Origin of the sequence: Kribbella sp. NBC_00482 (assembly GCF_036013725.1) — a bacterium.
Taxonomy (GTDB): Bacteria; Actinomycetota; Actinomycetes; order Propionibacteriales; family Kribbellaceae; genus Kribbella.
The window spans coordinates 1,057,920-1,080,441 of record NZ_CP107881.1 but is presented as its reverse complement, the minus strand read 5'-3'; the positions used below and the strand labels follow the sequence as shown (position 1 = coordinate 1,080,441).

21 protein-coding genes are annotated in these 22,522 nt (G+C 68.0%); 9 read left to right on the top strand and 12 right to left on the bottom strand.

From position 1 onward, the window contains the following. Positions 1–88: 88 nt before the first annotated feature. The 6 genes from OHB24_RS05410 to OHB24_RS05385 form a co-directional block, all read right to left on the bottom strand. The gene (locus tag OHB24_RS05410; protein ID WP_327637843.1) at positions 89–889 is read right to left on the bottom strand and encodes an ABC transporter ATP-binding protein; all 801 of its coding nucleotides are present in this window, start codon (positions 887–889) and stop codon (positions 89–91) included. Continuing rightward, a complete protein-coding gene (locus OHB24_RS05405; protein WP_327637842.1) occupies positions 886–1,764 on the bottom strand; it encodes an ABC transporter ATP-binding protein in 879 nt (292 codons plus the stop codon). The genes OHB24_RS05410 and OHB24_RS05405 overlap by 4 nt, the downstream gene beginning before the upstream one ends. After that, a complete protein-coding gene (locus tag OHB24_RS05400; protein WP_327637841.1) occupies positions 1,761–2,672 on the bottom strand; it encodes an ABC transporter permease in 912 nt (303 codons plus the stop codon). Before OHB24_RS05400 ends, OHB24_RS05405 begins: the two co-directional genes overlap by 4 nt. Positions 2,673–2,684: 12 nt before the next feature. Then, positions 2,685–3,674: an ABC transporter permease gene (locus OHB24_RS05395; protein ID WP_327637840.1), complete on the bottom strand. Its 990-nt coding sequence runs from the start codon at positions 3,672–3,674 to the stop codon at positions 2,685–2,687. 13 nt (positions 3,675–3,687) lie between these two features. Next, entirely contained in the window at positions 3,688–5,385 is a 1,698-nt protein-coding gene (locus OHB24_RS05390) for an ABC transporter substrate-binding protein (protein WP_327637839.1), read from the bottom strand. Between the two features lie 145 nt (positions 5,386–5,530). Next, positions 5,531–6,739, bottom strand: a complete 1,209-nt coding sequence (locus tag OHB24_RS05385) for an ROK family transcriptional regulator (RefSeq protein ID WP_327637838.1) — start codon at positions 6,737–6,739, stop codon at positions 5,531–5,533. Positions 6,740–6,811: 72 nt separating this feature from the next. Here OHB24_RS05385 and OHB24_RS05380 point away from each other — a divergent pair, with 72 nt between their 5' ends. Next, positions 6,812–7,663: a LacI family DNA-binding transcriptional regulator gene (locus OHB24_RS05380; RefSeq protein WP_327637837.1), complete on the top strand. Its 852-nt coding sequence runs from the start codon at positions 6,812–6,814 to the stop codon at positions 7,661–7,663. Here OHB24_RS05380 and OHB24_RS05375 read toward each other — a convergent pair. From OHB24_RS05375 to OHB24_RS05365, 3 genes are read right to left on the bottom strand one after another with little or no spacing between them, the layout of a single operon-like run. Continuing rightward, positions 7,596–8,300 (bottom strand): response regulator transcription factor, encoded by a 705-nt coding sequence (locus OHB24_RS05375; protein WP_327637836.1) that lies wholly within the window; start codon positions 8,298–8,300, stop codon positions 7,596–7,598. The genes OHB24_RS05380 and OHB24_RS05375 overlap by 68 nt on opposite strands. After that, positions 8,297–9,499 carry a sensor histidine kinase gene (locus OHB24_RS05370; RefSeq protein ID WP_327637835.1) on the bottom strand — a complete coding sequence of 401 codons (1,203 nt, stop codon included), beginning with the start codon at positions 9,497–9,499 and terminating at the stop codon, positions 8,297–8,299. Before OHB24_RS05370 ends, OHB24_RS05375 begins: the two co-directional genes overlap by 4 nt. Before the next feature lie 31 nt (positions 9,500–9,530). Next, on the bottom strand, positions 9,531–11,039 hold the full coding sequence (locus tag OHB24_RS05365) for an alpha/beta hydrolase (RefSeq protein WP_327637834.1): 1,509 nt from the start codon (positions 11,037–11,039) through the stop codon (positions 9,531–9,533). A gap of 118 nt (positions 11,040–11,157) precedes the next feature. On the opposite strand from OHB24_RS05365, the gene ilvY reads away from it, so the two are divergent. Further along, positions 11,158–11,991 (top strand): HTH-type transcriptional activator IlvY, encoded by an 834-nt coding sequence (ilvY, locus tag OHB24_RS05360; RefSeq protein WP_327637833.1) that lies wholly within the window; start codon positions 11,158–11,160, stop codon positions 11,989–11,991. Here the strand turns inward: ilvY and OHB24_RS05355 are convergent. Continuing rightward, positions 11,915–12,979: a LacI family DNA-binding transcriptional regulator gene (locus OHB24_RS05355; RefSeq protein ID WP_327637832.1), complete on the bottom strand. Its 1,065-nt coding sequence runs from the start codon at positions 12,977–12,979 to the stop codon at positions 11,915–11,917. The genes ilvY and OHB24_RS05355 overlap by 77 nt on opposite strands. A 149-nt stretch (positions 12,980–13,128) precedes the next feature. Between OHB24_RS05355 and OHB24_RS05350 the strand changes: the two genes are divergently transcribed. From OHB24_RS05350 to OHB24_RS05320, 7 genes are all read left to right on the top strand, one after another. After that, positions 13,129–14,358: a sugar ABC transporter substrate-binding protein gene (locus tag OHB24_RS05350; RefSeq protein ID WP_327637831.1), complete on the top strand. Its 1,230-nt coding sequence runs from the start codon at positions 13,129–13,131 to the stop codon at positions 14,356–14,358. 28 nt (positions 14,359–14,386) lie between these two features. Further along, positions 14,387–15,301: a carbohydrate ABC transporter permease gene (locus tag OHB24_RS05345; RefSeq protein ID WP_327637830.1), complete on the top strand. Its 915-nt coding sequence runs from the start codon at positions 14,387–14,389 to the stop codon at positions 15,299–15,301. 10 nt (positions 15,302–15,311) lie between these two features. Then, positions 15,312–16,115, top strand: a complete 804-nt coding sequence (locus OHB24_RS05340) for a carbohydrate ABC transporter permease (protein WP_131465769.1) — start codon at positions 15,312–15,314, stop codon at positions 16,113–16,115. Positions 16,116–16,139: 24 nt separating this feature from the next. After that, complete coding sequence (locus tag OHB24_RS05335) at positions 16,140–16,910, top strand: ThuA domain-containing protein (protein WP_327637829.1); 771 nt, start codon at positions 16,140–16,142, stop codon at positions 16,908–16,910. Beyond that, positions 16,903–17,994 (top strand): Gfo/Idh/MocA family protein, encoded by a 1,092-nt coding sequence (locus tag OHB24_RS05330; RefSeq protein WP_327637828.1) that lies wholly within the window; start codon positions 16,903–16,905, stop codon positions 17,992–17,994. Before OHB24_RS05335 ends, OHB24_RS05330 begins: the two co-directional genes overlap by 8 nt. Before the next feature lie 76 nt (positions 17,995–18,070). Continuing rightward, a complete protein-coding gene (locus OHB24_RS05325; protein ID WP_327637827.1) occupies positions 18,071–19,504 on the top strand; it encodes a ketol-acid reductoisomerase in 1,434 nt (477 codons plus the stop codon). Between the two features lie 10 nt (positions 19,505–19,514). After that, positions 19,515–20,678: a low temperature requirement protein A gene (locus OHB24_RS05320; RefSeq protein WP_327637826.1), complete on the top strand. Its 1,164-nt coding sequence runs from the start codon at positions 19,515–19,517 to the stop codon at positions 20,676–20,678. Here the strand turns inward: OHB24_RS05320 and murQ are convergent. Continuing rightward, positions 20,670–21,554, bottom strand: a complete 885-nt coding sequence (murQ, locus tag OHB24_RS05315; protein WP_327637825.1) for an N-acetylmuramic acid 6-phosphate etherase — start codon at positions 21,552–21,554, stop codon at positions 20,670–20,672. The genes OHB24_RS05320 and murQ overlap by 9 nt on opposite strands. A gap of 67 nt (positions 21,555–21,621) precedes the next feature. Continuing rightward, on the bottom strand, positions 21,622–22,509 hold the full coding sequence (locus OHB24_RS05310) for a MurR/RpiR family transcriptional regulator (RefSeq protein WP_133782160.1): 888 nt from the start codon (positions 22,507–22,509) through the stop codon (positions 21,622–21,624). Between the last annotated feature and the right edge of the window lie 13 nt (positions 22,510–22,522).

The following is a 22,522-nucleotide window of genomic DNA, read 5'->3' as shown; positions in this document are numbered from 1 at the left end:
TGCTGGTCTCGGTGGTCGGCACCTCGATCCTCGACGACTACCGGTCTTGTTTGAAGGACCAATCATGAGGCCGCAGAGCGGACCAGTTTTACGGGCGTAGTTCGGCCAGGCGGCGTTCCGGTGCCGGGGCGGCTTCGGCGAGGAGCTGGGTGTACTCGTGCTGCGGGTTCAGGATCACGTCGTCCGCCGGACCGCGTTCGACCACAACACCGTCGTACAGCACCATGATCTCGTCGCTGAAGTGGCGGGCGGTCGCGAGATCGTGGGTGATGTAGAGGACCCCGAGGTTCTCCTCGCGCTGCAGGGTCGCGAGCAGGTTGAGGACGCCGAGCCGGATCGACACGTCGAGCATCGACACCGGCTCGTCCGCGACGAGGATCGCCGGTTCGGGGGCGAGCGCCCGGGCGATCGCGACGCGTTGCCGCTGACCGCCGGACAACTCGTGCGGCTTCCGGTGCGCGAAGTCCTCGTCCAGCCGGACCCGGCGGAGCAGTTCGAGCACCCGCTCGCCGACCTGCTCGCGGGTGAAGTCCGGGTGGTGGAGCTTCACGGGCCGCTCCAGGTGATGGCTGATCGAGTGGTACGGGTTCAGCGACGCGAACGGGTCCTGGAACACCATCTGCACGGCTTTCCGGTACGCCGCGGCAGGCGCACCGTGGTACCGCATCGGCTCGCCGTCCACCAGGATCGATCCGGAGGTCGGCCGTTCGAGCTGCATCAGCAACTTGGCGATCGTCGACTTGCCCGAACCGGACTGTCCGACCAGCGCGATCGTCCGGCCCGGCGTCAGCTCGAAGCTCACCTTGTCGACGGCGCGCAGCCGCGTCGTCCGCAGACCGTTGCGCAGCCGGTACTCCTTGACCACATCGCGCATCTCCAGCACGCTCATCCGGCCTCCACGGTCTGATCTGTCTCGTCCAACGCGATGTCATCGGTCAGCTCGCCGGTCCGTACGAAGCCGCCGCGCTCACCGGTCAGGCTGGGGAACGACGACAGCAATCGCTTCGTGTACGGGTGTTTGGGCTTCGAGTAGAGCGTCAGTGCATCGTCCAGTTCGACGATCAGCCCGGCCCGCATCACCGCGATCCGGTCGCTGATCTCGAGCAGCAGCGGCAGATCGTGGGTGATGAAGATGACCGCGAACCCCAGCTCCGACCGCAGCCGCGTGATCTCCCGGAGGATCTCCCGCTGCACGACCACGTCGAGCGCGGTGGTCGGCTCGTCCATGATCAGCACCTGCGGATCGAGCGCCAGCGCCATCGCGATCATCACGCGCTGCCGCATCCCGCCGGACAGCTCGTGCGGATAGGCGCGAAGCCGGTTCCGGTCGACGCCGACCAGTTCGAGCAGCTCACCGCAGCGGATGCGCCGCTCTGCCTTGCTCAGCTCGGGCCGATGCGTGATGAACACGTCTTCGAGCTGTTCGGAGATCCGCAGTACCGGATTGAGTGAGTTCATCGCGCCCTGGAAGACCATCGCGATCTTGTCCCACCGGAACGCGCGCAGGTCGTCGCCGGCCAGGCTCGACAGGTCGATGTCGTACCCCTCGCGGGACGAGAACACGACCCGCCCGCCGGTGATCGTCGCCGGCGGCTTGAGCAGGCGGGTGATCGCGTACGCCAGCGTCGACTTCCCGCAGCCGCTCTCACCCGCGAGCCCGAGGATCTCGCCGCGTTCCAGCGTGAGTGAGACCTCGCGTACGGCGTGCACGGTCGTCTCGGCGCGGTAGTCGATACTCAGGTTCTCGATACTCAAGACACTCATGCCTTCACGCTCCACTTGTTGCGTTCGGCGCGTGTCTGCGAGCGCAGCTTCGGGTTGATGATCTCGTCGATCGAGAAGTTGATCAGCGACAGCGCCGCGCCGAAGAGCGCGATCGCCAGGCCGGGCGGCGCGAACCACCACCAGGCGCCGAGCCGGAGCGCGAGCCCGTTCTGTGCGTAGAAGAGCATCGTGCCCCAGGTGAACGATCCGGACGCGCCGAGCCCGAGGAACGACAGACCGGCCTCGCCGAGGATCGCGAAGATCACCGCGAACACCACCTGCGACGCGAGCAGCGGGATCAGGTTCGGCAGGATCTCGACGAGCAGGATCCGCCAGCGTTTCTCGCCGCTGATCCGGGCCGCGAGCACGTAGTCGCGGCTGCGCACGCTGAGCGTGAACCCGCGCAGGACGCGCGCGGATCCGGCCCAGCTGGTGATCGCGAGGACCGCGGCCACCAGCCAGATCGACTTGTTCGGTACGTAGCTGGAGATCACGATCACCAGCGGCAGCCCGGGAATCACCAGCATGATGTTGGTGAACAGCGAGAACGCCTCGTCGGTCCAGCCGCCGACGAACGCGCCGACGATGCCGAAGAACGACGACAGCAGCAGCGTGATCGCACCGACCACGACGCCGATGATCAGCGAGCCGCGGGTCGCGTACGCGAGCTGGGCGAACACGTCCTGACCGCTCTGTGTGGTGCCGAGGAGGAAACCGTTCCCGGGTCCGGTCAGGCCGACGTCCCGGACGGTCGACGGGTTGCCGACCAGCAGCGGACCGAGCACCCCGAACAGGATGATCAGGCCGGCGATGCCCAGACCGACGGCCAGCTTGACGGTCATCGGCGGCAAGGTACGGCGGCGGATCGGCGCCGCCACGGCGACTGCGCCTTCAGTGGTTGCTGTCATGTTCACCCCTTCCTAGGACCGCGCACGCGTGCGGGGGTCGATGACGCCGTACAGGAGGTCGACGAGCAGGTTCGCGCCGAGGACGGCGAGCGTGATGATCAGGAAGACGCCCTGCATCAGCGCGTAGTCGTTGTTGCCGACGGCAAGCAATAGCGCCGAGCCGATCCCCGGGTACGAGAACACCGCCTCGGTGACGATCGACCCGGCGACCACGAAGCCGAGCGAGATCGCGAACCCGGAGATGGACGGCAGGACCGCGTTCCGGGCGACGTACCGGGACCGGATCCGCTGTGGGGTCAGGCCTTTCGCCTCGGCGGTCACGACGAAGTCCTCGGACATCGTCGAGACCATCATGTTGCGCATCCCGAGCATCCAGCCGCCGACCGACGAGATGACGATCGTCAACGCCGGCAGGGCTCCGTGGTACAGCACGGACTGCGCGAACGGCAGGCTCCAGCCCGGTGTCACGGAGTACACGTCGTACCCGCCGCTCAGTGGGAAGACCGGCCAGGTGCTGCCGAGCAGGAAGAGCAGCAGCAGTGCGAGCCAGAAGTACGGCACCGACTGCAGCATCGTGGTGACCGGGATCAGGTTGTCGACCCAGGAACCGCGCCGCCAGCCGGCGGCGCGTCCCAGCAGGATTCCGATCGCGAACGAGATCAGCGTCGCGAGACCGATCAGGCCGACGGTCCAGGGCAGGGTCTGGCCGATGACCTGGGACACCGGCGCCGGGAAGTACGCGATCGACGTCCCCAGGTCGCCGGTGACCAGGTGGTGCAGGTAGGTCCAGTACTGGCTCCACAGCGACGAGTGAGTGTCGGTGCCGAGCAGTGCCTCGATCGCGGCCCGGGTGGTCGGCGTGACCGGTCCCTTGGTCGCGAGCTTGGACAGCATCAGGTCGACCGGGTTCCCCGGCATCAGCCGGGGAACCAGGAAGTTCAGCGTCAGGGCCGCCCAGAGTGCGACCACGTAGAAGGCGAGTTTCCGCAGCAGATAGCGCACAGCCGGCCCGGGCTCAGCTGGCGGGCTTGATCGTCTTGAGGACGATGCCGGCGTCCCAGGCCTTCCAGGCCGCGGGCAGGACGTACATGTCGTCCTTGGTCGGCCAGCCGGTCGCCCGTGAGGTGTTGAACTCCGTGAGCATCGAGTTCACGTAGACCGGGATGTAGGGCAGCTGGTCCGCGATGATCGACTGGATCTTCGCGTACTCCGCCTTCTGCGCGGCCTGGTCCGTCGTACCGGCGGCCGTCTTGAGGGCAGCGTCCACGGCCGGGTTCGAGAACCGGGACTGGTTGCCGGCGGACGCGGACTTGCCGACCGCCGCGGTGTTCGTCGTGGCGAGCTTGCTGTCGTAGGTGAAGTACGGGTTCGTGGATGCGCCGAGGCCGACGGAGTCGAGCGACAGCTGGAACTTGCCGTTGGTCTGGGCGGCGTTCCACTCGTTCCAGGACACCTGGCTCGGCTTGAGCTCGATGCCGGCCACGGCCAGCTGCTGCTTGAGGGTGTCGTTGATCAGGATGTAGTCGCTCCACCCGGTGACGGTCTGAACGGTCAGCGACAGCCGCTTGCCGTCCTTCGTCCGTACGCCGTCACTGCCCTTCGTCCATCCGGCCGCGTCGAGGAGCTTGCCGGCCTCGTCGGCGTTCGCGCTCTGCGGGAGCTTCGCCGTACCGGCGTCCGCGATCCAGTTGTCGTCGCGGCCCGGGAGCAGCATGGTCGGCGAGCCGACGCCCGCGACGCCACCGCCGGCCAGCTTCGCGAGCTGTTCACGGTTCATCGCCAGGTAGATCGCCTTGCGGACGGCCGGGTCGGTCTGCGGTCCGGCGCACCCGAGGGCGGCGTTGGAGCAGGTCGTGATGACGGTCGTCATCACGGGCGTGTTCACGTAGGTCAGGTTCTTGCCAGACTTCATGATGTTGTCGATGCCGGGCAGGTAGGCGCTGGCCCAATCGACCTTGCCCGCGACCAGGGCGGCGCTGGCGGCGTCAGCGGACGCCACCGGGAGGTACCGCACCTCCTTGATGGTGGGCTTGCCCGCCTCCCAGTACTGGTCGTTCTTCGTCAGCACGAAGCTCTGCGGCGTGTACGACTTCACCTTGAACGGACCGGTGCCGACCGGGTTCTTGTTGAGGTCCGTCGTCGGGTCCTTGATGTCCTTCCAGATGTGCTCGGGCACGATCGCCTGGTTGGCGAGCACGGCCGGCTCCTGCATCAGGGACTTCGACTTGAAGGTCAGTACGGCGGTGTCGTCCGACGTGGCCTTCGCGGTCGCGGCGAGGCCGGACGGGTTCAGCGCCGGCGTCTTCGAGACCAGGTTGAACGTGAAAGCGACATCCTTCGCGGTGAACGGCTGGCCGTCGTTCCACTTCACGTCGTGCCGGATCTTGATGGTCAGCTCGGTCCCGGCGGCGTTCCACGAGAAGCCCGACGCGAGCACCGGCGTCGGGTCCGACTGCTTCGCGAAGTTGTACCAGTACAGCGGCTCGTAGATGACGCCCAGCGTCGGCTGCAGCGCGGTGCTGCTGAACGGGTTGAAGTTCTCGGTGGTGATGTCACCGGCGGCGACGGTGATCGAGGCGTCCTTGTTGGCGGCGGTCTGGTTGCCTGCCGCGGCACCGTCACAGGCGGCGAGCAGGAGCGCGGTGGCGGTCGCGGCGGCGACGGCGCTCACCAGGCGCCGCACCCGTGGGCGGTTCGTCGGGTTCCGGAGCATTGATCGATTCCTTTCCAACGCGGTCGTCGAACGCGTCACCCGGCACCCGCCAGGGAAGCTGGCCGTAACTTAGTTCGCCTAATAAACAAGGCGCAAGGGGTCAGAAACGTAACGATTCGACAGCGGAGCGTAGGAAGGGCCGCTGCTAGGCGGAGATCGCGAGGTCCGAGCGGAGCATCATCAGCGCCGCGCCGATCGCGGCGGCGTCGTGACCGCGCTCGTCGAGCACCACTTCGGTGTTCACGGCGCGCCCGAACGAGGAGCTCAGGATCCGCTCCTGGATGATCGGCAGGTAGATCGTCCCGGCGACGGCGAACGCCGGCCCGGTCAGCACCAGCAGCTGGACGTCGTACATGTTGGTGATCGTCTGCGCGCCGAGCGCGAGCCAGGACGCGGAGTCCCGCAGGATCGCCTCGGCCCGGGAGTCGCCGGTCAGCGCCAGTCGCGCGATGGCGGCGAACGCCGCGACGCCGGTACGCCGTGGTGATCCGAGATCGAGGCCCGCAGCGCGCGCCTTGGCGACGACCGTGGCGGGACCGGCGATCGCCTCCAGGCAGCCGGTGCTCCCGCACCAGCACTGCGGACCGCCGATCTGGACGCAGATGTGCCCGACCTCTCCGGCGTTGCCGTGGGCGCCCTGGTAGACGTTGCCGTTCAGCCGCAGGCCGGACCCGATGCCCTCGCTCATGAACAGCGCGGCCATCACCGACACGTCATGGCTGGTGGTGAGTCGCGTGCCTGCGGCGGCCGCGGTCGCGTCGTTCTCCAGCAGCGCCGGCAGGCCGAGCCGTTCCTCCAGCCGGCGATGGATCGGGAAGTCGACCCAGTGCGTCATCGAAGGCGGTGCGGACGTGACGCCGCGGTTGCGGATCAGCGGCCCGGGACACACGAAGCCGAGTCCGAGGACGAGCGACGAGTCGATCCCCGAGCGCTCGATCAGCTCGATGGTCTCCGCCGCGATCCGCTCCACGACCTGCTCCGGATCGCTGTCGTCGCCCGGCCCGGCGCGCCGCCAGCGGGCCACGACGGCCCCGGCGTAGTCGACCAGCACGTACGTCAGGCTGTCAGCGCTCAGATGTACGCCGACGACGTACCGGGCTGCTGCCCTGATCCGCAGCATCGTGCGAGGCTTGCCGCCGGTGGACGAGCCGCGACCGGCCTCGTCGACGAGCCCGTCGTCGATCAGCCGCCGGACGAGCGTGGTGACCGAAGGGGCGGTGAGGCCGGTGATCTGGGTGAGTTCCACCCGGCTGACCGTGCCCGCGGAGCGGATGCTGTCCACAATGAGGGCACGACTGTTCGTCGGTGCCGGGTCGTAACCCGGCGATCGCGACGCGTCGCTGACCTGCTGCATCGGACATCCGCTCTCTGTCGAGTTTGTTAGGTCTGTGAATATAGTGGCTTCGGTGGCCTTGGAGGGGAGTCTATGCAGGACGTGACGCGGGAGCGGATCGCCGGGCTGGTGCTGGCGCGTCCCGGGCGGTTGCTCGGGATGGAGCCGTTCATGGCCGACGTCGTGCAGGGGATCGAGGAGGTCTTCGACGGGCGGCGGGTGAGTCTGCTGATCGAGTTCGCGGCCGATATCGCCGACGAGATCGCGATCTGGCAGCGCTGGGTGGCGAACGACCACGTCGACGGCATCGTCATGGTCGACCTGCGGGCGAAGGACCCGCGGCTCGCCGAGCTCGAGCGGCTGGGAGTGCCGGCGGTGCTGCTCGGCGGGCCGGAGCTGCAGGCGCCGATCACCAACGTGCTCGTCGACAACGCCGAGGGCGCTCGGGCGGCTGTTCGAGCGCTCGCGAATCTCGGGCATCGCGACATCGCTCGGGTCAGCGGTCCGCGGGACATGTTGCACTGCCAGGCCCGTGACGACGCGTTCATGCAGACGTGCGCGGAGAAGGACGTGCAGGGCCGGGTCGTCGAAGGCGACTACTCCGAGGACGCGGGCCGGGAGGCGACCCGGCAGCTACTGACCGGCAGCCAGGTCCCGACGGCCGTTGTGTACGACAACGACCTGATGGCGATCGGCGGTCTCGCCGCGGCCAAGGACCTCGGCGTTCACATCCCCGAGCAGTTGTCCGTGATCGCCTGGGACGACACGGCGGTCGCCCGGTTGGCGCATCCGCCGTTGAGTGTCGTCACGGTCGACGTCCACGGTCTCGGCACGATCGTCGGTGAAGCGATCCTCACGGTCATGCAGGGCGGCGAGGTCACGACGTACCAGGTCCCGAAGCCGACGATCCGCCTCGACCGGTCGACCGCGGAGCCGGGGACATGAGGCCGGATTCCCAGGCCCAGACAGCGATCTCGGTACGGTTGCGGGCGGCGATCTTGCGCTGAACCGCGGCGAGATGCGACTTGACGGTGGACAGCGAGATCGTCAGCTCCGCGCTGATCTCGGCGTTGGTGCGGCCGCGGGCGACGGCCTTGACGGCGGCCAGCTCGCGTTCGGTCAGCCCGGGTTCGGGACGGCGCGGGCGGCGGCCGGCGGTGGTGAAATGGGCCAGCAACCGGGTGGTGATCGACGGCGAAACGAGCGAATCACCGTTGGCCGCGGCATGCACCGCCTCCACCAGCAGCCTCGGCCCGGCGTCCTTCAGAAGGAATCCGCAGGCGCCTGACCGGAGTGCTTCGTGAACGAGTTCGTCGAGGTCGAACGTCGTCACGACGAGCACCCGTAGTGGGTCGGCGACGTCGGGACCGGCCAGCAGCCGCGTCGCGGCCAGGCCGTCCATCAGCGGCATCCGGATGTCCATCAGCGTGACGTCAGGACGCAGCTCCCGGGCCAGCGCCACCGCACGCTTCCCGTCCTCGGCCTCTCCGGCCACCTCGATATCAGGCTCCCGTTCGAGGATCAGCCGGAATCCCGTACGGACCATGGCCTGGTCGTCGGCGAGCAGGACTCGCACTGTCATGGTGCTGTTCTCCCTTCCGGTGGCTGTGCGGCCCCGATGCCACCGGGAAGGGGAAGCTCGGCGAGGACCCGCCATTCGTGCTCACCGTGCTCCCCGACGGTCAGTCGTCCGTCCAGCGCGTCGATCCGCTCACCCATCCCGATCAGTCCGTAGCCGTCGGCGTTGCGGTTGCGGCTTCGACCCTGCCGAGTCCCGTCGTTGCGCACCTCGACCCGCAGGTATCGCCCGCCGGTCTCGGCGGACGGCTCCACTGTGACCGTGATTCGGCGCGCGTCCGGTGCGTGCTTGCGCACGTTCGTCAAGGATTCGAGCAGGACGCGGTGCACCGTCGACACTGTCTCCGGAGCCACCGCGACGTCCGCGAGCCCGGGGGCCAACTGCAAGGTGACAGCCTCGTCTCCGTCGACGATGGCCTCGATGGTCTCCACCAGATTCCCGGCCGTCAGTGGCAGCTGCTGCTCCGGACTGCGCAGCACCATTACCAGCCGCCGTACGGCGCCGAGGGCATCGGCACCGGCCCGCTCGATCTCTTGGAGCAACTCCCGCTCCGACCCGTCGGCGAGCGTCACCTGCGCCGCCTGCGTGCGCACCACAACCCCCGTGATGTGGTGCGCCACCAGGTCGTGCAGCTCTTGGGCCAAGGCGATCCGCTCCCGGTTCCGGGCGGCCAGCTGCGCGGCCTCGCGGCGGGCCTCGCCATCGCGCAGGATCAGACCGACTGCGACGCCGCTGCCCCACAGCAAGGCCCAGAAGACCGCGACCGTGAGGCCGACCGAGTCGTCGCCGTACCGCAGCACGGGCGCGAGGACGGCGGTCAGGCCCCCGAACACCGCGATCGCACCGGCTTGGCGCGGCCTCAGCTGGTGGCAGCTCGCGCCGACCAGAAGAATCAGCGCGAGTGTCTCGGCGTCACCGGCGACCGTCCCGCCCGGCTTCGTGAGGAAACCAGCGAGGCTGCACAGCAGGGAGAGCGCGATCGCGGCCGTCGAGAGCTGTGCCAGCCGGCCGGGCAGGCGGCGCCGGAGCAGCGCGAGCGCGCCGATCGTCGCACCCACGCAGAAGTACAGGACCTCGCCCGCCGGCGGCGGTCCACCCAGGAGAAGACGTCGTACGGCGTGGTCGGCGTTCAGGCCGACCAGGACGACGACTTCGGTGATGAACAGGCCGCGGCGTACCAGTCTGTTGGTGGTGAGGATCACCGAGTCGTCGTCCTTCCTGTCATCAGCAGCGTCAGCGAGGTTCTGCTTCGGCCGAGCAGTGGTAGCTGCGGTCCGGGCGTTCGCCCGTGGTCAGGAACGTCGTGACCGCGTGCTTCGCGCACTGGTTCCTGCCCATCGGGTAGACGCCGTGGCCTCCCTGGTCGGCCGTTACCATCGTGGCACGGTTGCCGAAGGCCCCCAGCATCTTCTCGGCGCCGGCGAGCGGTGTGGCCGGGTCGCGCAGGTTCTGCACCAGGAGCACGTTCGACGGACCTCGGTCGGTGATGCGGACCGGCGGCTCCGCCGGCTCCGGCCAGAACGCACAAGGCTGGATGTTGGCTCCTGCCGCGCCGAACAGCGGATACCGGACCCGGTCGGTGGCGACGTTGCGCTGGTAGGTCTGTACCGAGGTCGGCCAGCGCGAGTCGTTGCAGATCATGTAGTAGCGACCGGACATCAACTTCTCCGGATCCTCCGTCGCGCCGCCTCCGGGTAGTGGCGGCGGCGCCTGGTTCGCGTCCAGGGCTTTCCAGATGCCGGCCAGCATCGGCAGCTGCACCGAGCCGTAGAGCAGACCGAAGTTGAGCAGCCGGAACGCCACGGCGTCGAAGGGGCCGTCGGGCGTCTGCACCGGCGACTTCTCCAGCCGCGCCGCCAGTTCGTGGAACTTCGCGGTGACCTGTGCCGAGGTCCGGCCCAGCCCGTACTCGCGGTGGTTGGCCGCGGCGAACTTGGCGAAGTCCGGAAAACGGTCCTCGACGCCACGCGACCACAGCCGCTCACTCGGATAGTCCCAGCCGCCCGGTCCCAGGTTGCTGTCGAGCACGATCCGGTCGCTGCGCTCCGGGAACAGCGTGGTGTACACCGCGCCGAGGTGGGTGCCCCAGGAAGCACCGGCGTACGAGATCGTCGACTCGCCCAGCGCGGAACGGATCCGGTCCATGTCACGGGCCGTGTTGGCGGTGCTGACGTGCGGCAGCATCCAGGAGGTCTTCGAGGTCGCGCACTGTTTGGCGACCTGCTTCATCTCGACGGCCCGCTTGGCCACGTCAGCGGCGTTCCGCGCGTACGGCGGAATGTTGCCGGTCGCTTGCTGCGACGGTGTGAGATTGCACGTGACCGGCGTGCTCTTGCCGATGCCGCGAGGATCGAACCCGATCACGTCGTAGCTGTCCAGGACAGTCTGCGGCAGACCGGCCGCGACGAGAAAGGCCGGGTAGCCCTGACCGGGGCTCGGGCCGCCGGGGTTGGTCAGCAGCACTCCGCGCCGCGCCTCCGGCTTCTTGCTCGCCAGCCGGGAGACCGCGATGTCGATCATCCGGCCGTCAGGCCTGCGGTAGTCCAGCGGGACCTTCAACGTGCCGCATTGCATACCTTCCGGAATCGGCAGCGGGGAGATCTCCGCCGGGCACTTGTCCCATTGGATGCCGCCTGATGGTTGCGCTTGCGACGCTGCCGCGCCGACCTGCGAGACTCCCGGGACCAGCGCGGTTGCCAGCGAGGCAAAAGCAACGGTCAACGTCAGGGCTGTGCGTCTCATGGTTCCCTCCGAAAGGCACTGTGGACGCCACCAGTGTTCGGGAGGCCACTCGTCGGGCACACCCACCCGCAGACCATTTCCGCCCGGCCAAAAGTACGAGACCAGAGAGGTGACCCCAGTGAGTGCCGAGCATCGTGAGTTGGAGCTGTTTCTGCATTTGGCGCGGACGCTCAACTACGGGCGCACCAGTCTGGAGTGTCATGTCAGTGCGGCCACGCTGACGCGGACGATCCAGCGGTTGGAGACGCGGGTCGGGGCGCAGCTCCTCGATCGTGGGCCGCGGGGCGTGGTGCTGACCGCGGAGGGGCGGCGGTTCACGACGTACGCCGAGCAGGCGCTGGAACTGTGGGCGGACTATCGGTCCGGCTCTGCGGAACCGATCGGTCTCACTGGCGAACTGCGGATCTTCGCGACCGTTACCGCCTGCCAGACTCTGTTGCCGGATTTGTTGGCTCCGCTGCGTGCGGAACATCCGCAGATTCGCCTCGATATCCGTACCGGTGATGCGGCCGCTGCCCTCGCCCGGCTGGACGAAGGCGAGGTGGACGCTGCGGTCGCGGGCATTCCCAAGCGCCTCCCGCAAACCTTGGTGAGCCGCCCCGTCGCAGTCACCGATCTAGTCCTGGTGAAAGCCCTTGAGAGCCCGTCCGACGGGCCGTTCGTGGTGCCGGCTCGGGGGCTTGTTCGGGATGCGGCGTTTCGGTGGTTCCGGAAGACGGGGACGAAGCCGGTGATTGCTGCTGAGCCGGATGGGCACGAGGCGCTGCTTGCCTTGGTGGCGTTGGGTTGTGGGACCGGCGTCGTACCGCGGCTGGTGCTCGAGTCGTCCGCCGTACGGGATCAGCTCGTCGAGCTGCCGGCTGATCTGGAACCGCTCACGATCGGGCTTTGCGCGCGCCGCGCCGACCTGCACCGGCCTTTGATCGCGGCGCTCTGGGACCTGCGACCGTAGCGCCGGGGTAAAGCTTGGCGGGCACGAGCTGTGGCGGGAGCGGATCGTCACCTTCGATCTGCCGGATGAGTGACTGGGTGCCGAGCTGGCCGAGTTCCGGGCCGGGAGTGCGCATCATGGTGAGCTCGGGGTCGGCCATCGCTGCGGTCTCGGGGACCGTCAGCAAGGAGAGGACGGAGATGTCGCCGGGGATGTCGTGACCGGTGTGCTTGAGGCCCGAGACGACGCCCAGTGCGGCGTACTCGTTGAGGACCAGGATCGCCGTGGTCTCGGGGTGCTCGGTGAGCACCCGAGCGGCGGCGGCCTTGCCGGACTGGGTTGTGTCGAGGCAGGTGATGATCCTGATCGGCAGGTCGTACGACGCGGCGACGCGGCGGTACGCCTCCTCGGTACGGACCCACGGACCGTAGGCGTGGAAGCGCGGATCGCTCAGGTCGCCCGAGATCAACGTCAGCTCGCGATGCCCGTACTCGTACAGGTACCGGACCGCGTCCTCGACCGTGGTGTCGAAGTCGATGTCCACATGCGACAACCCGTCGAGCTCCGTCGTACGTCCGATCAGCGCGAACGGCGTACCGGTCTCGCGCAGTACGGCGACCCGCGGGTCGTCCAGCTGAACTTCCATCAGTACGACGCCGTCCACGAGGCCCTGCCCCAGCAGCTCCCGCAGCTCGACGCCGTCGTTGCCGACCGGCCACAGGACCAGGTGGTAGTCCTCCTTGCGCGCCGCCTCGGCCGCGCTGGTGAAGAACTCCGAGCTCGACATCCCGAACCGGTGATCGAGCGCCGGGTACGCCATCGCGACGATGTGGGTCCGCCGGCTGGCCAGGGCGCGGGCGACCATGTTGCGGCGGTAGCCGAGGTCGAGCATCGCCTGCTCGATCCGCGCCCGGGTCGCCGCCGTCACCGGTTTGGTGTCGTTCAGCAGGAACGAGACGGTCGCGATCGAGACCCCGGCCCGCTGAGCGACGTCTTTCATCGTGACCATCGATCGACCCCCTCCGAACTCTTGACAGCGGTGTGACGTACGGAACATAGTCCTTCAACGCCTCAGTTAAGCGGTTTACCGCCAAATCCACAAGATTCATCTCCAGCCCTTTGGCCAATCGGTTAAACGCTTTGAAGGAGCCCGATGTCATGATCAGCAAGCGGATCGCCGCCGCGCTGGCGGGTGCGACGACGGTGTCGCTCCTGCTGGTCGCCTGCGGTGACAACGGCGGCGGCCAGTCGTCCACGTCCGGCGACAGCGTCAAGAGCCTCACGATCCTGGACTACTACAACAACGACCCGGACAAATCCCTTGTGCAAAAGGGACTTGACTCCTGTGCGTCGAAGCTCGGCATCACGATCCAGCGGGAGACGGTGCCTGGTGACACCTTGATCCAGAAGGTGCTGCAGCAGGCCTCGTCGAAGACGTTGCCCGACGTGCTCATGCTCGACAACCCCGACGTACAGCAGATCGCCGCGACCGGTGCGCTCGCGCCCTTGAACGACATGGGTCTGAACAGCGACGGCGTCATTCAGGGCATGGTCGACGCGACGTCGTACGAGGGCAAGCTCTACGGCCTGGCGCCGGTGACCAACACGATCGCGCTGTTCTACAACAAGGACATGCTGGCCGAGGCCGGCGTGCAGCCGCCGAAGACCTGGGACGAGCTGAAGGCCGCGGCGAAGAAGCTCACCAAGCCCGGGCGGTACGGGATCGCGTTCAACGCCAACGCGACGTACGAAGGCTCGTGGCAGTTCCTGCCGGCGATGTGGACCAACGGCGGTGACGAGACCGATCTGACCAGCCCGCAGGTGGCGGAAGCCCTGCAGTTGTGGGTGGATCTGGTGAAGTCGGGGTCGGCGTCGAAGAGCGTCATCAACTGGACGCAGGGCGACGCGAAGGACCAGTTCGCGGCCGGCAAGGCCGCGATGATGGTGAACGGCCCGTGGCAGATCCCGGCGCTGGAGAAGACTCCGAACGTCAAGTGGGACGTGGTCACGTTCCCGCTGAACAAGCCGGACCAGACGCCGGTCGCGCCGCTCGGTGGTGAGGCCTGGACGGTCCCGCTGAACAAGGACCAGGCCAAGCAGCAGAAGGCGGCCGACTTCGTGAAGTGCCTGAACTCGGACGAGAACGAGCTGGCCTGGGCGAAGGCCCGGTTCACCCTTCCGACCAAGACCGCGCTGCTCGACCAGTACGCCAAGGAGGTGCCGTCGATGAAGGCGTTCGCCGAGCAGGTGAAGACGGCCCGCGCCCGGACCGGCAAGCTCGGTGACAAGTGGCCGGACGCCGCGAAGGTGATCTACCAGGCGATCCAGCTGGCGCTGACCGGTAAGGCCTCGGCCCAGGACGCCTTCAAGCAGGCCTCCGGCGGCTGACGGCATGGTGACACTCACACGTTCAACGGTGGCCGGCCGTGCGAAGTCGCGCGGCCGGCGCCACCGGGGTGAGACCCTCACCAAGGTCCTGTTCGTCCTGCCGGCCGTGGTGGCGATGGTGGCGCTGTTCGGCTACCCGGTGGTGAAGAACCTGCTGATGAGCCTGCAGGACTACGGGCTGAAGACGTTCTTCACCGGGGTCGCGCCGTTCGTCGGGCTGAAGAACTACAGCACGGTCGTGACAGACAAGCTGTTCTCGGACGCGATGGTGAACACCGCGCTGTTCACCGTCGGGTCGATCGCCTTCCAGTTCGCGATCGGGCTGGGACTGGCGTTGTTCTTCCACAAGAAGTTCCCGTTGAGCGGTCTGCTGCGTTCGCTGCTCCTGCTGCCGTGGCTGCTGCCGCTGATCGTGTCCAGCGCGACCTGGCGGTCGATCCTCGAGCAGGACAGCGGCATCCTCAACCGCACGCTGATGGGGCTGCACCTGATCAACGACCCGGTGCCGTGGCTGAACTCGCCGTCGGTCGCGCTGATCGCGGTGATCGGCGTCAACATCTGGATCGGCATCCCGTTCAACGTGACCCTGCTGTACTCCGGTCTCGCGGAGATCCCCGACGAGCTCTACGAGGCCGGCCAGCTGGACGGCGCGACCGGGTGGCGCTCGTTCTGGTACATCACCTGGCCGAACCTGCGGGCGGTCGCGAGCGTGCTGCTGATGCTCGGCGTGGTCTACACGATCAAGGTCCTGGACATCATCCTCGGCCTCACCGGCGGTGGACCGGCCAATGCGACGCAGACGCTGGCGACCCAGTCGTACGAGAAGTCCTTCGTGGACTTCCGGTTCGGCCAGGGCGCGGCGCTCAGCAACATCCTGATCGCGATCTCGTTCGTGTTCGCGATCTTCTACCTGCGCGGCACCCGCCGTGCCGTGGACGAGTAGGGGGAAGGGCATGCTGCGACGTACGACGTACACCGTGATCGGCGTACTGATCCTGTGCGTGATGCTGTTCCCGGTCTACTGGATGCTGAACGCCTCGCTGCAGCCGTCCGGAAACACCCTGACGGCTGGTTTCCTGCCGTTGCATCCGACGTTTTCCGGCTACAAACGCGCTCTCGACGAGCAGGGCGGAAACCTCGTCACGAGCATGATCATCGCGGCCGGGACCGTGGTGCTGAGTCTGGCGATCGCGACTCCGTGCGCGTACGCGCTGTCGCAGTTCCGGTCCCGCTGGGTGTCGGTCGGGCTGCTGGCGATCCTGATCTCCCAGATGATTCCGGGGATCGTGATCGCGAACGCGCTCTACACGGCGTACGAGCGGATCGGCTTGCTGAACTCGATCCCGGGGCTGATCGTCGCCAACTGCAGCAGCGCGATCCCGTTCGCGATCCTGATCCTGCGGTCGTTCATGCTCTCGGTGCCACCGTCGCTGGTGGAGGCGGCGCGGGTGGACGGCGCCGGGTTGTTCCGGGCGTTCGTCGCGATCGTGCTGCCGATCAGCAAGAACTCGCTGATCACCGCGGGGCTGTTCAGTTTCCTGTTTTCCTGGAGCGATTTCCTGTTCGCGCTGACGCTGACCACGAAGGGCGGCGTCCGGCCGGTGACGCTGGGGATCTACCAGTACCTCGGCACGCAGGTGCAGAACTGGAACGCGGTGATGGCCACCGCGGTCCTCTCGGCGGTCCCGGCCATCGTGCTGCTGATCGCCGCGCAGAAGTACATCGCCGCCGGTGCCATCGGCGGAGCCGTCAAATAACCCTTTGAACACAAGGAAAAAACTATGACGATTCGCGTACTCGTCTGGGGAGAGAACCGGCACGAGCAGGTCGAACCGCATGTCCGGGAGATCTATCCCGACGGCATGCACGAGACCATCGCCGCCGGGATCCGCGAGAACCTCGAGGCCACCGTCACCACCACGACCCTCGACGAGCCGGAGCACGGTCTGACCGAGGACGTGCTGGCGGAAACCGATGTACTGGTCTGGTGGGGCCATGCCGCGCACGGCGAGGTCGAGGACAAGGTGGTCGACCGCGTCTACCAGCACGTCCTGTCCGGGATGGGCCTGGTCGTGCTGCACTCCGGGCACTGGTCGAAGATCTTCGGCAAGCTGATGGGTACGTCGTGCACCCTGCGCTGGCGCAGTGAGCGGGACCGCGAACTGGTCTGGACGGTCGCTCCGACCCACCCGATCGCGCAGGGCGTCCCGCACCCGATCGTGATCGAGCAGCAGGAGATGTACGGCGAGTACTTCGACATCCCGGTCCCGGACGAACTGGTCTTCGTGTCGTCGTTCTCCGGCGGCGAGGTGTTCCGCTCCGGCTGCACGTTCCGCCGCGGGCACGGGAAGATCTTCTACTTCTCGCCGGGCGATCAGGACTTCCCGGTTTACCACCACAAGGACGTGCGTAAGGTCATTGCGAACGGCGTCGCCTGGGCCCGTTCCGACCGGCCCGAGCGCGCGGTGCCGACGCTGCTGCGCTACGAGACCGGCGAATTCTTCAACGGACATGGGTACACCGGACCCATCGAGGAGCCTGCCGATGCCTGAACCCTTGCGACTGCTCCAGGTCGGAGCCGGCGGGATGGGACGCGCCTGGCTGCGCACCATCGCCGCGAACCCGGACGTCGTCCTCGCAGGGCTCGTCGACCTCGACGTCGACGTGGCCCGGACCGCGGCCGACGAGAACGGATTCGGCGACGTACCGGTGGCCGCCTCGCTCGACGAACTGGCCGATCGAGCGGATGCGGTCATCGACGTGACGGTTCCGCAGGCGCATCCGACGGTGAGCGTGGACGCCTTGCTGCGTGGGCTTCCGGTGCTCTGCGAGAAACCGTTGGCCGAGACGGTGCGCGAGTGTCTGCAGATGGTCGCGGCGTCGGAGGTGAGCGGCAAGCTGCTGATGGTCTCGCAGTCCCGCCGGTACTTCCGGGCCATCGCGGCGTTCGAGCGTCAGCTCGCGGAGCTCGGTCCGATCGGGACGCTGTCGTGCGAGTTCTACAAGGCCCCGCACTTCAGCGGCTTCCGGGAGCGGATGGCCGAGCCGCTCCTGGTCGACATGGCGATCCACCAGTTCGACCTGTCCCGCAAGCTGATCGGGTCGGAGCCGGTGTCGGTGTACTGCGACTCGTACAACCCGTCCTGGAGCTGGTTCGACGGCAATGCGGCCGCGTCCGCGATCTTCACGTACGCCGACGGCACCCGCTTCACCTTCGCCGGCAGCTGGTGTGCGGCGGGACTGGAGACGTCGTGGAACGGCCGTTGGCGGGCGAGCGCCCCCGGCGGTACGGCGACCTGGGACGGCGACAACGCTCCGGTGGCCGAGCTGGCGTCCGGTGAGGCGCTGCCCGCGGCGATGGCCGACGACCCGGAGGAGATCGCCGGTTCGCTGGTCGAGTTCGTCGACGCGGTCCGCAGCTCGACGACTCCGCAGTCCGAGGTGCACTCCAACGTCGTCAGCATCGCCATGGTCGAGGCCGCCGTACGTTCGGCGAACACCGGCGTACCCGTCCGTATCGCTGACGTCATCACCGGCGCCCACACCGAGGCGTTGGCAACCACCGAGGACCCGGCCCTGCACGCGGCACTCAAGGCCTGGCCCAATCCGCTGAAGGCCGTCGGCCTGGAACCCTGATCTTTCAGTTCTTGCAACGGGGCGGTGCGGACATTGCGCTTGCTGCAATGGTCGTGCCGCCCTTTGACTGGTGGGCATGAAGAGTTCGGTGTTTCGGGTTGAGCAGATGGACGTGCCGGGCGGGTCCGAGGACATTGTGCGGGGCGGGCGGGACCTGTTCTCGTTGCTGCCTGCGGCGTTGCACGGTGTCGAGCGGATCGGCGTACTGGGCTGGGGACCGCAAGGACGGGCGCAGGCGCTGAATCTGCGGGACTCGCTGGACGGGACCGGGATCACCGTGGCGGTGGGGTTGCGTCCGGGGTCCCGGTCCGCGGAGGACGCACGCGCGGAGGGTTTCAGTGAGGTGGGGGATTGGCTCGAGGTCGCTGCGGCCTCGGACCTGGTGATCCTGCTGATCGCGGACGCGGCGCTGGCGGCGCATCACGAGGAGATCTTCGCGGTCCTGAAGCCCGGGGCGACCATTGGCCTGTCCCACGGTTTCCTGCTGGGTCATCTGACCTCGATCGGCAGCGCGTTCCCCGACGGGCATCCGGTGATCGCGGTGTGCCCGAAGGGGATGGGGGACTCGGTACGGCGCCTGTACCAGCAGGGCGCGACCGTCAACGGGGCCGGGATCAACGCGAGTATCGCCGTACATGCGGATCCGGACGGGCACGCGTGGGACCGGGCGCTCGCGTGGTCCATCGGGCTCGGGTCGCCGTACACGTTCGCGACCACCTTGCGGTCCGAGTACCTGTCGGACATCGCCGGTGAGCGGGCGATCCTGCTCGGTGCGGTGCACGGTCTGGTGGAGGCCTTGTACAGGTACTTCCGGATCGAGGGCGCGGACCCGGTGACGGCGTACGAGCGGTCCACCGAGGCGATCACCGGGCCGATCGCGCGGACCATCTCGACCGACGGTCTCGCGGCGGTGCGGGCGGCGAGCGGGGACGAGGAGCTGTTCGACCGGGCGTACTCCGCGGCGTACGGCCCGGCCCGCGACCTGGTCGCCGAGGTGTACGACGAGGTTGCCGACGGCACCGAACTGCGCAGCGTGATCCTCGCCGAGCAGCGGCTTGCGACCCGGCCGATGACCGAAATCGGCGGCAGCCCGATGTGGTCGCACAGCGCCGAGGTCCACGCCCGCCGAGCAACAGCAGCTCAGAAGATTGATGCGGTCACGGCAGGGCTGTTCGTGGCGACGATGATGGCCCAGGTGGACGAGTTCGCGGCCCGCGGACACGCGTGGTCCGAGATCGTCAACGAGTCGGTCATCGAAGCCGTCGACTCGCTCCTCCCGTACATGCACGCCCGCGACGTCGCCTACATGGTGGACAACTGTTCCCGCACCGCCCGGCTCGGTACCCGGCGCTGGGGTCCGCGTTTCCAGGCGGCGTACGAACAGATCGCCCTCCCGCACCTCGACCGACCCGCCGACCCGGCCCTGATCAAGGGCTTCCTCGGCAACCCTGCCCACGACGCCCTGTCCGCCGCAGCAGAACTCCGCCCATCGGTCGACATCTCCGTCTAATCTGTCCGCCATGACGCCTCAAACGACGCGATCGCGACTGGTTCCGATGCGCCCGCGCGACCCGCACGAGCCCGGCCGGACCGCGTCGTCGCTGGAGCTGTTCTTCGACCTGGTGTTCGTGGTGGCGGTGAGTGTCGCCGCGGCCCAGCTCCATCACGCGCTGTCCGAGAAACACATCGCCGAAGGCCTGCTGTCCTACGGGATGGTGTTCTTCGCGATCTGGTGGGCGTGGATGAACTTCACCTGGTTCGCGACGTCCTTCGCGACCGACGACTGGTTGTACCGGGTGCTCACGATCCTGCAGATGAGCGGTGTCCTGGTGCTCGCTGCCGGGATCGAGCCGGTCTTCGCCGACCGCGATTTCACCGTGGTGGTCTTCGGGTACCTGGTGATGCGGGTCGCGATGATCGCCCAATGGCTGCGGGCATCCCGCACGGCCGGGGACAGCCGGCAGGTGACCCTGCGCTACGCCGGCGGGATCGCGATCGTGCAGGTGCTGTGGCTGACCACGCTGGTGATGTCCGAGACGGTGGTCGTCTTCGCCTGGTTCCTGTTCGTGCTCGCCGAACTGGCCGTGCCGGCGGTGGCGGAGCGGGGCTGGAAGACCCCCAGGCACCCGCACCACATCACCGAGCGGTACGGCCTGTTCACGCTCATCCTGCTCGGCGAGAGCCTGCTCGCCTCGGCGAACGCGATCTTCGACGCCGTCCATGAGCACGAGCACCTCGGCGAGCTGATCGCGCTGTCGGTGCTCATGCTGGTGGTCACCGCCGCGCTCTGGTGGATCTACTTCTGGCCGCCGCACCACACCGCGATCACGTCGTTCGGCCGCTCGATCCGCTACGGGTACGTGCACTACTTCGTGTTCGCCGCGGCCGGCGCGTTCTCGGCCGGGATCGAGGTGGAGATCGACAGCATCACCCACCACACCGAGCTGAGCGAGCTCGCCGCGTCCTACACGGTGACGATCCCGATCGCGATCTTCGTCTTCGGCATCTGGTGGATCGCCCTCCGCGACAACGCCGACCGCGTCGTCAACCTCGTCGTCCCCGCGGCTGCCGTCCTCGTCCTGCTGGACCCGCTGATCCCGATCCCGTTCGCCCTCACCGCGCTCTTCATGGCGCTGGTCGTCGTGACGCTGGTCCTGAGGCCGCCGGTAGAGCGGTCAGCCTAGTTCGGCGAGGGCGGTCGCTACGCGGCCGTGAGCGGCTTCCAGGGCGGCTCGGGCGGCCGGGATGGGGGTGCCGGTCAGGAGGTGGACGAGGGCGGGCTTGAGTTCGCCGTCGGCCTCGGCCAGGGCGGCTTCGCAGGCGGCGTCGTCGGCGCCGGTGGCCTCGGCGAGGATGCGGAGCATCCGGCCGCGGAGCTTCTTGTTGGTGGCGACCAGGTCGACCATCAGGTTGGACCAGGTGCGGCCGAGCTTGATCATCAGCGTCGTCGAGAACGCGTTCAGGATCATCTTCTGCGCGGTGCCGGCCTTCAGCCGGGTCGAGCCGGCGATCACCTCGGGGCCGGTGTCCGGTGCGATCACGACGTCGGCCAGCGGCGCCAGCGGGGCGTCGGGGTTGGACGTGACCAGCACGGTGGTCGCCCCGGCCGCGCGGGCGGCCTTCAGGGCGCCGGCGACGTACGGCGTGCTCCCGGAAGCAGCGAGGCCGACGACGAGGTCCTGACCGGTGACGGCGGCCGCGTCCCGGGCGCCGCCCTCCTCGGAGTCCTCGACGTTCTCGACCGCGCGGAGCAGCGCCTCCGTACCGCCGGCGTGGTGGGCGACCACCAGTCCGTCCGGGACGTGGAAGGTGGGCAGCAGTTCGGCGGCGTCCAGGGTCGCCAGGCGTCCCGACGTACCGGCGCCGAAGTAGTGCACCCGGCCGCCGCCGCGAACCGCTTCGACGGCGGCGTCGACGGCCTTGGTCAGCTCCGGGATCACCGCGCTGACGGCCCCGGCGACCAGGGCGTCCTCGTTGTTCAGTAATTGGAGGATTTCGGACGTGCCCACCGCATCGATGGCCAGCGTCCTCGGGTTGCGCTGCTCGGTCGGTGAGGTCACGGGATCGATGTTAGTTTTCTACTGAAGGATTTTCAATTCCGTTCATCGTTGACGGAAAGGATTGCCTTCAGTCGGATCCCTTGAGGCGGTGCCCGCGGACCGCGCTGGCGGTCTCCTCGAGGGCCTTCCGGGCGTCCGGCAGCACCTGCTGTGCGACCCCGATGAACAGGCAGTCGATCACTGTCAGTTGCGCGATCCGGCTGGCCATCGCGCCCGAGCGGTACGTCGTCTCGCGCGCGGCCGTGGTGAGGACCAGGTCCGCCGTACGGGCCAGGGGGGAGCGCGGGAAGTTCGTCACCGCGACCGTGGTGGCGCCGTGCTTGGCCGCCTCCTCGAGCGCCTCGACGACCTCGACCGTGGTGCCGGTGTGCGAGATGCCGATCGCGACATCGCCCTCGCCGAGCAGCGCGGCACTCGTCAGCGCGATGTGCACGTCCGACCAGGCGAACGCGACCCGGCGGATCCGGTGCAGCTTCTGCTGCAGGTCAAGAGCCACGAACGCGCTCGCGGCGAAACCGTAGAGGTCGACCCGCGATGCGTTCACCACCGCGTCGACGACCTTGGCCAGCGCGTCGACGTCGATCTGCTGCGCGGTCTCCCGGACCGCCCGCTCGTCGGCGAACGCGACCTTGCTGACCACGTCGGCCAGCGAGTCGCCGGGTTCGATGTCGCCGCCCACCTCCGGGCGGAGACTCTCCGTCGCCGACTGGGCCGCCAGTTGCAGGCGGAGCTGCGGATAGCCGGGGACGCCGATCTGCTTGCAGAACCGGATGACCGTGGTCTCCGAGGTGGACGCCACCTCGGCCAGTTCGGAGATCGTCATCGCCGCCACTCCGCCCGGGTCCGCGAGGACCGCGTTCGCAACCCGCTGCTCGGCCGGCGCCAGCGCGGGCATCACCGCGCGGACCCGGACCAGCAGCGGGCCCGTGGGTTCTGGAGAGGTTGTTGAATTCATGGCAGCCACGGTA

Coding starts and splice junctions, on each gene's coding strand:
- OHB24_RS05375 (WP_327637836.1), bottom strand. CDS start 8,300: ATGACAGTGCGAGTCCTGCTCGCCGACGACCAGGCCATGGTCCGTACG.
- OHB24_RS05340 (WP_131465769.1), top strand. CDS start 15,312: ATGCTGCGACGTACGACGTACACCGTGATCGGCGTACTGATCCTGTGC.
- OHB24_RS05365 (WP_327637834.1), bottom strand. CDS start 11,039: ATGAGACGCACAGCCCTGACGTTGACCGTTGCTTTTGCCTCGCTGGCA.
- OHB24_RS05400 (WP_327637841.1), bottom strand. CDS start 2,672: ATGACAGCAACCACTGAAGGCGCAGTCGCCGTGGCGGCGCCGATCCGC.
- OHB24_RS05410 (WP_327637843.1), bottom strand. CDS start 889: ATGAGCGTGCTGGAGATGCGCGATGTGGTCAAGGAGTACCGGCTGCGC.
- OHB24_RS05380 (WP_327637837.1), top strand. CDS start 6,812: ATGCAGGACGTGACGCGGGAGCGGATCGCCGGGCTGGTGCTGGCGCGT.
- OHB24_RS05405 (WP_327637842.1), bottom strand. CDS start 1,764: ATGAGTGTCTTGAGTATCGAGAACCTGAGTATCGACTACCGCGCCGAG.
- OHB24_RS05335 (WP_327637829.1), top strand. CDS start 16,140: ATGACGATTCGCGTACTCGTCTGGGGAGAGAACCGGCACGAGCAGGTC.
- OHB24_RS05320 (WP_327637826.1), top strand. CDS start 19,515: ATGACGCCTCAAACGACGCGATCGCGACTGGTTCCGATGCGCCCGCGC.
- OHB24_RS05355 (WP_327637832.1), bottom strand. CDS start 12,979: ATGGTCACGATGAAAGACGTCGCTCAGCGGGCCGGGGTCTCGATCGCG.
- OHB24_RS05310 (WP_133782160.1), bottom strand. CDS start 22,509: ATGAATTCAACAACCTCTCCAGAACCCACGGGCCCGCTGCTGGTCCGG.
- OHB24_RS05350 (WP_327637831.1), top strand. CDS start 13,129: ATGATCAGCAAGCGGATCGCCGCCGCGCTGGCGGGTGCGACGACGGTG.
- OHB24_RS05325 (WP_327637827.1), top strand. CDS start 18,071: ATGAAGAGTTCGGTGTTTCGGGTTGAGCAGATGGACGTGCCGGGCGGG.
- OHB24_RS05330 (WP_327637828.1), top strand. CDS start 16,903: ATGCCTGAACCCTTGCGACTGCTCCAGGTCGGAGCCGGCGGGATGGGA.
- OHB24_RS05390 (WP_327637839.1), bottom strand. CDS start 5,385: ATGCTCCGGAACCCGACGAACCGCCCACGGGTGCGGCGCCTGGTGAGC.
- OHB24_RS05385 (WP_327637838.1), bottom strand. CDS start 6,739: ATGCAGCAGGTCAGCGACGCGTCGCGATCGCCGGGTTACGACCCGGCA.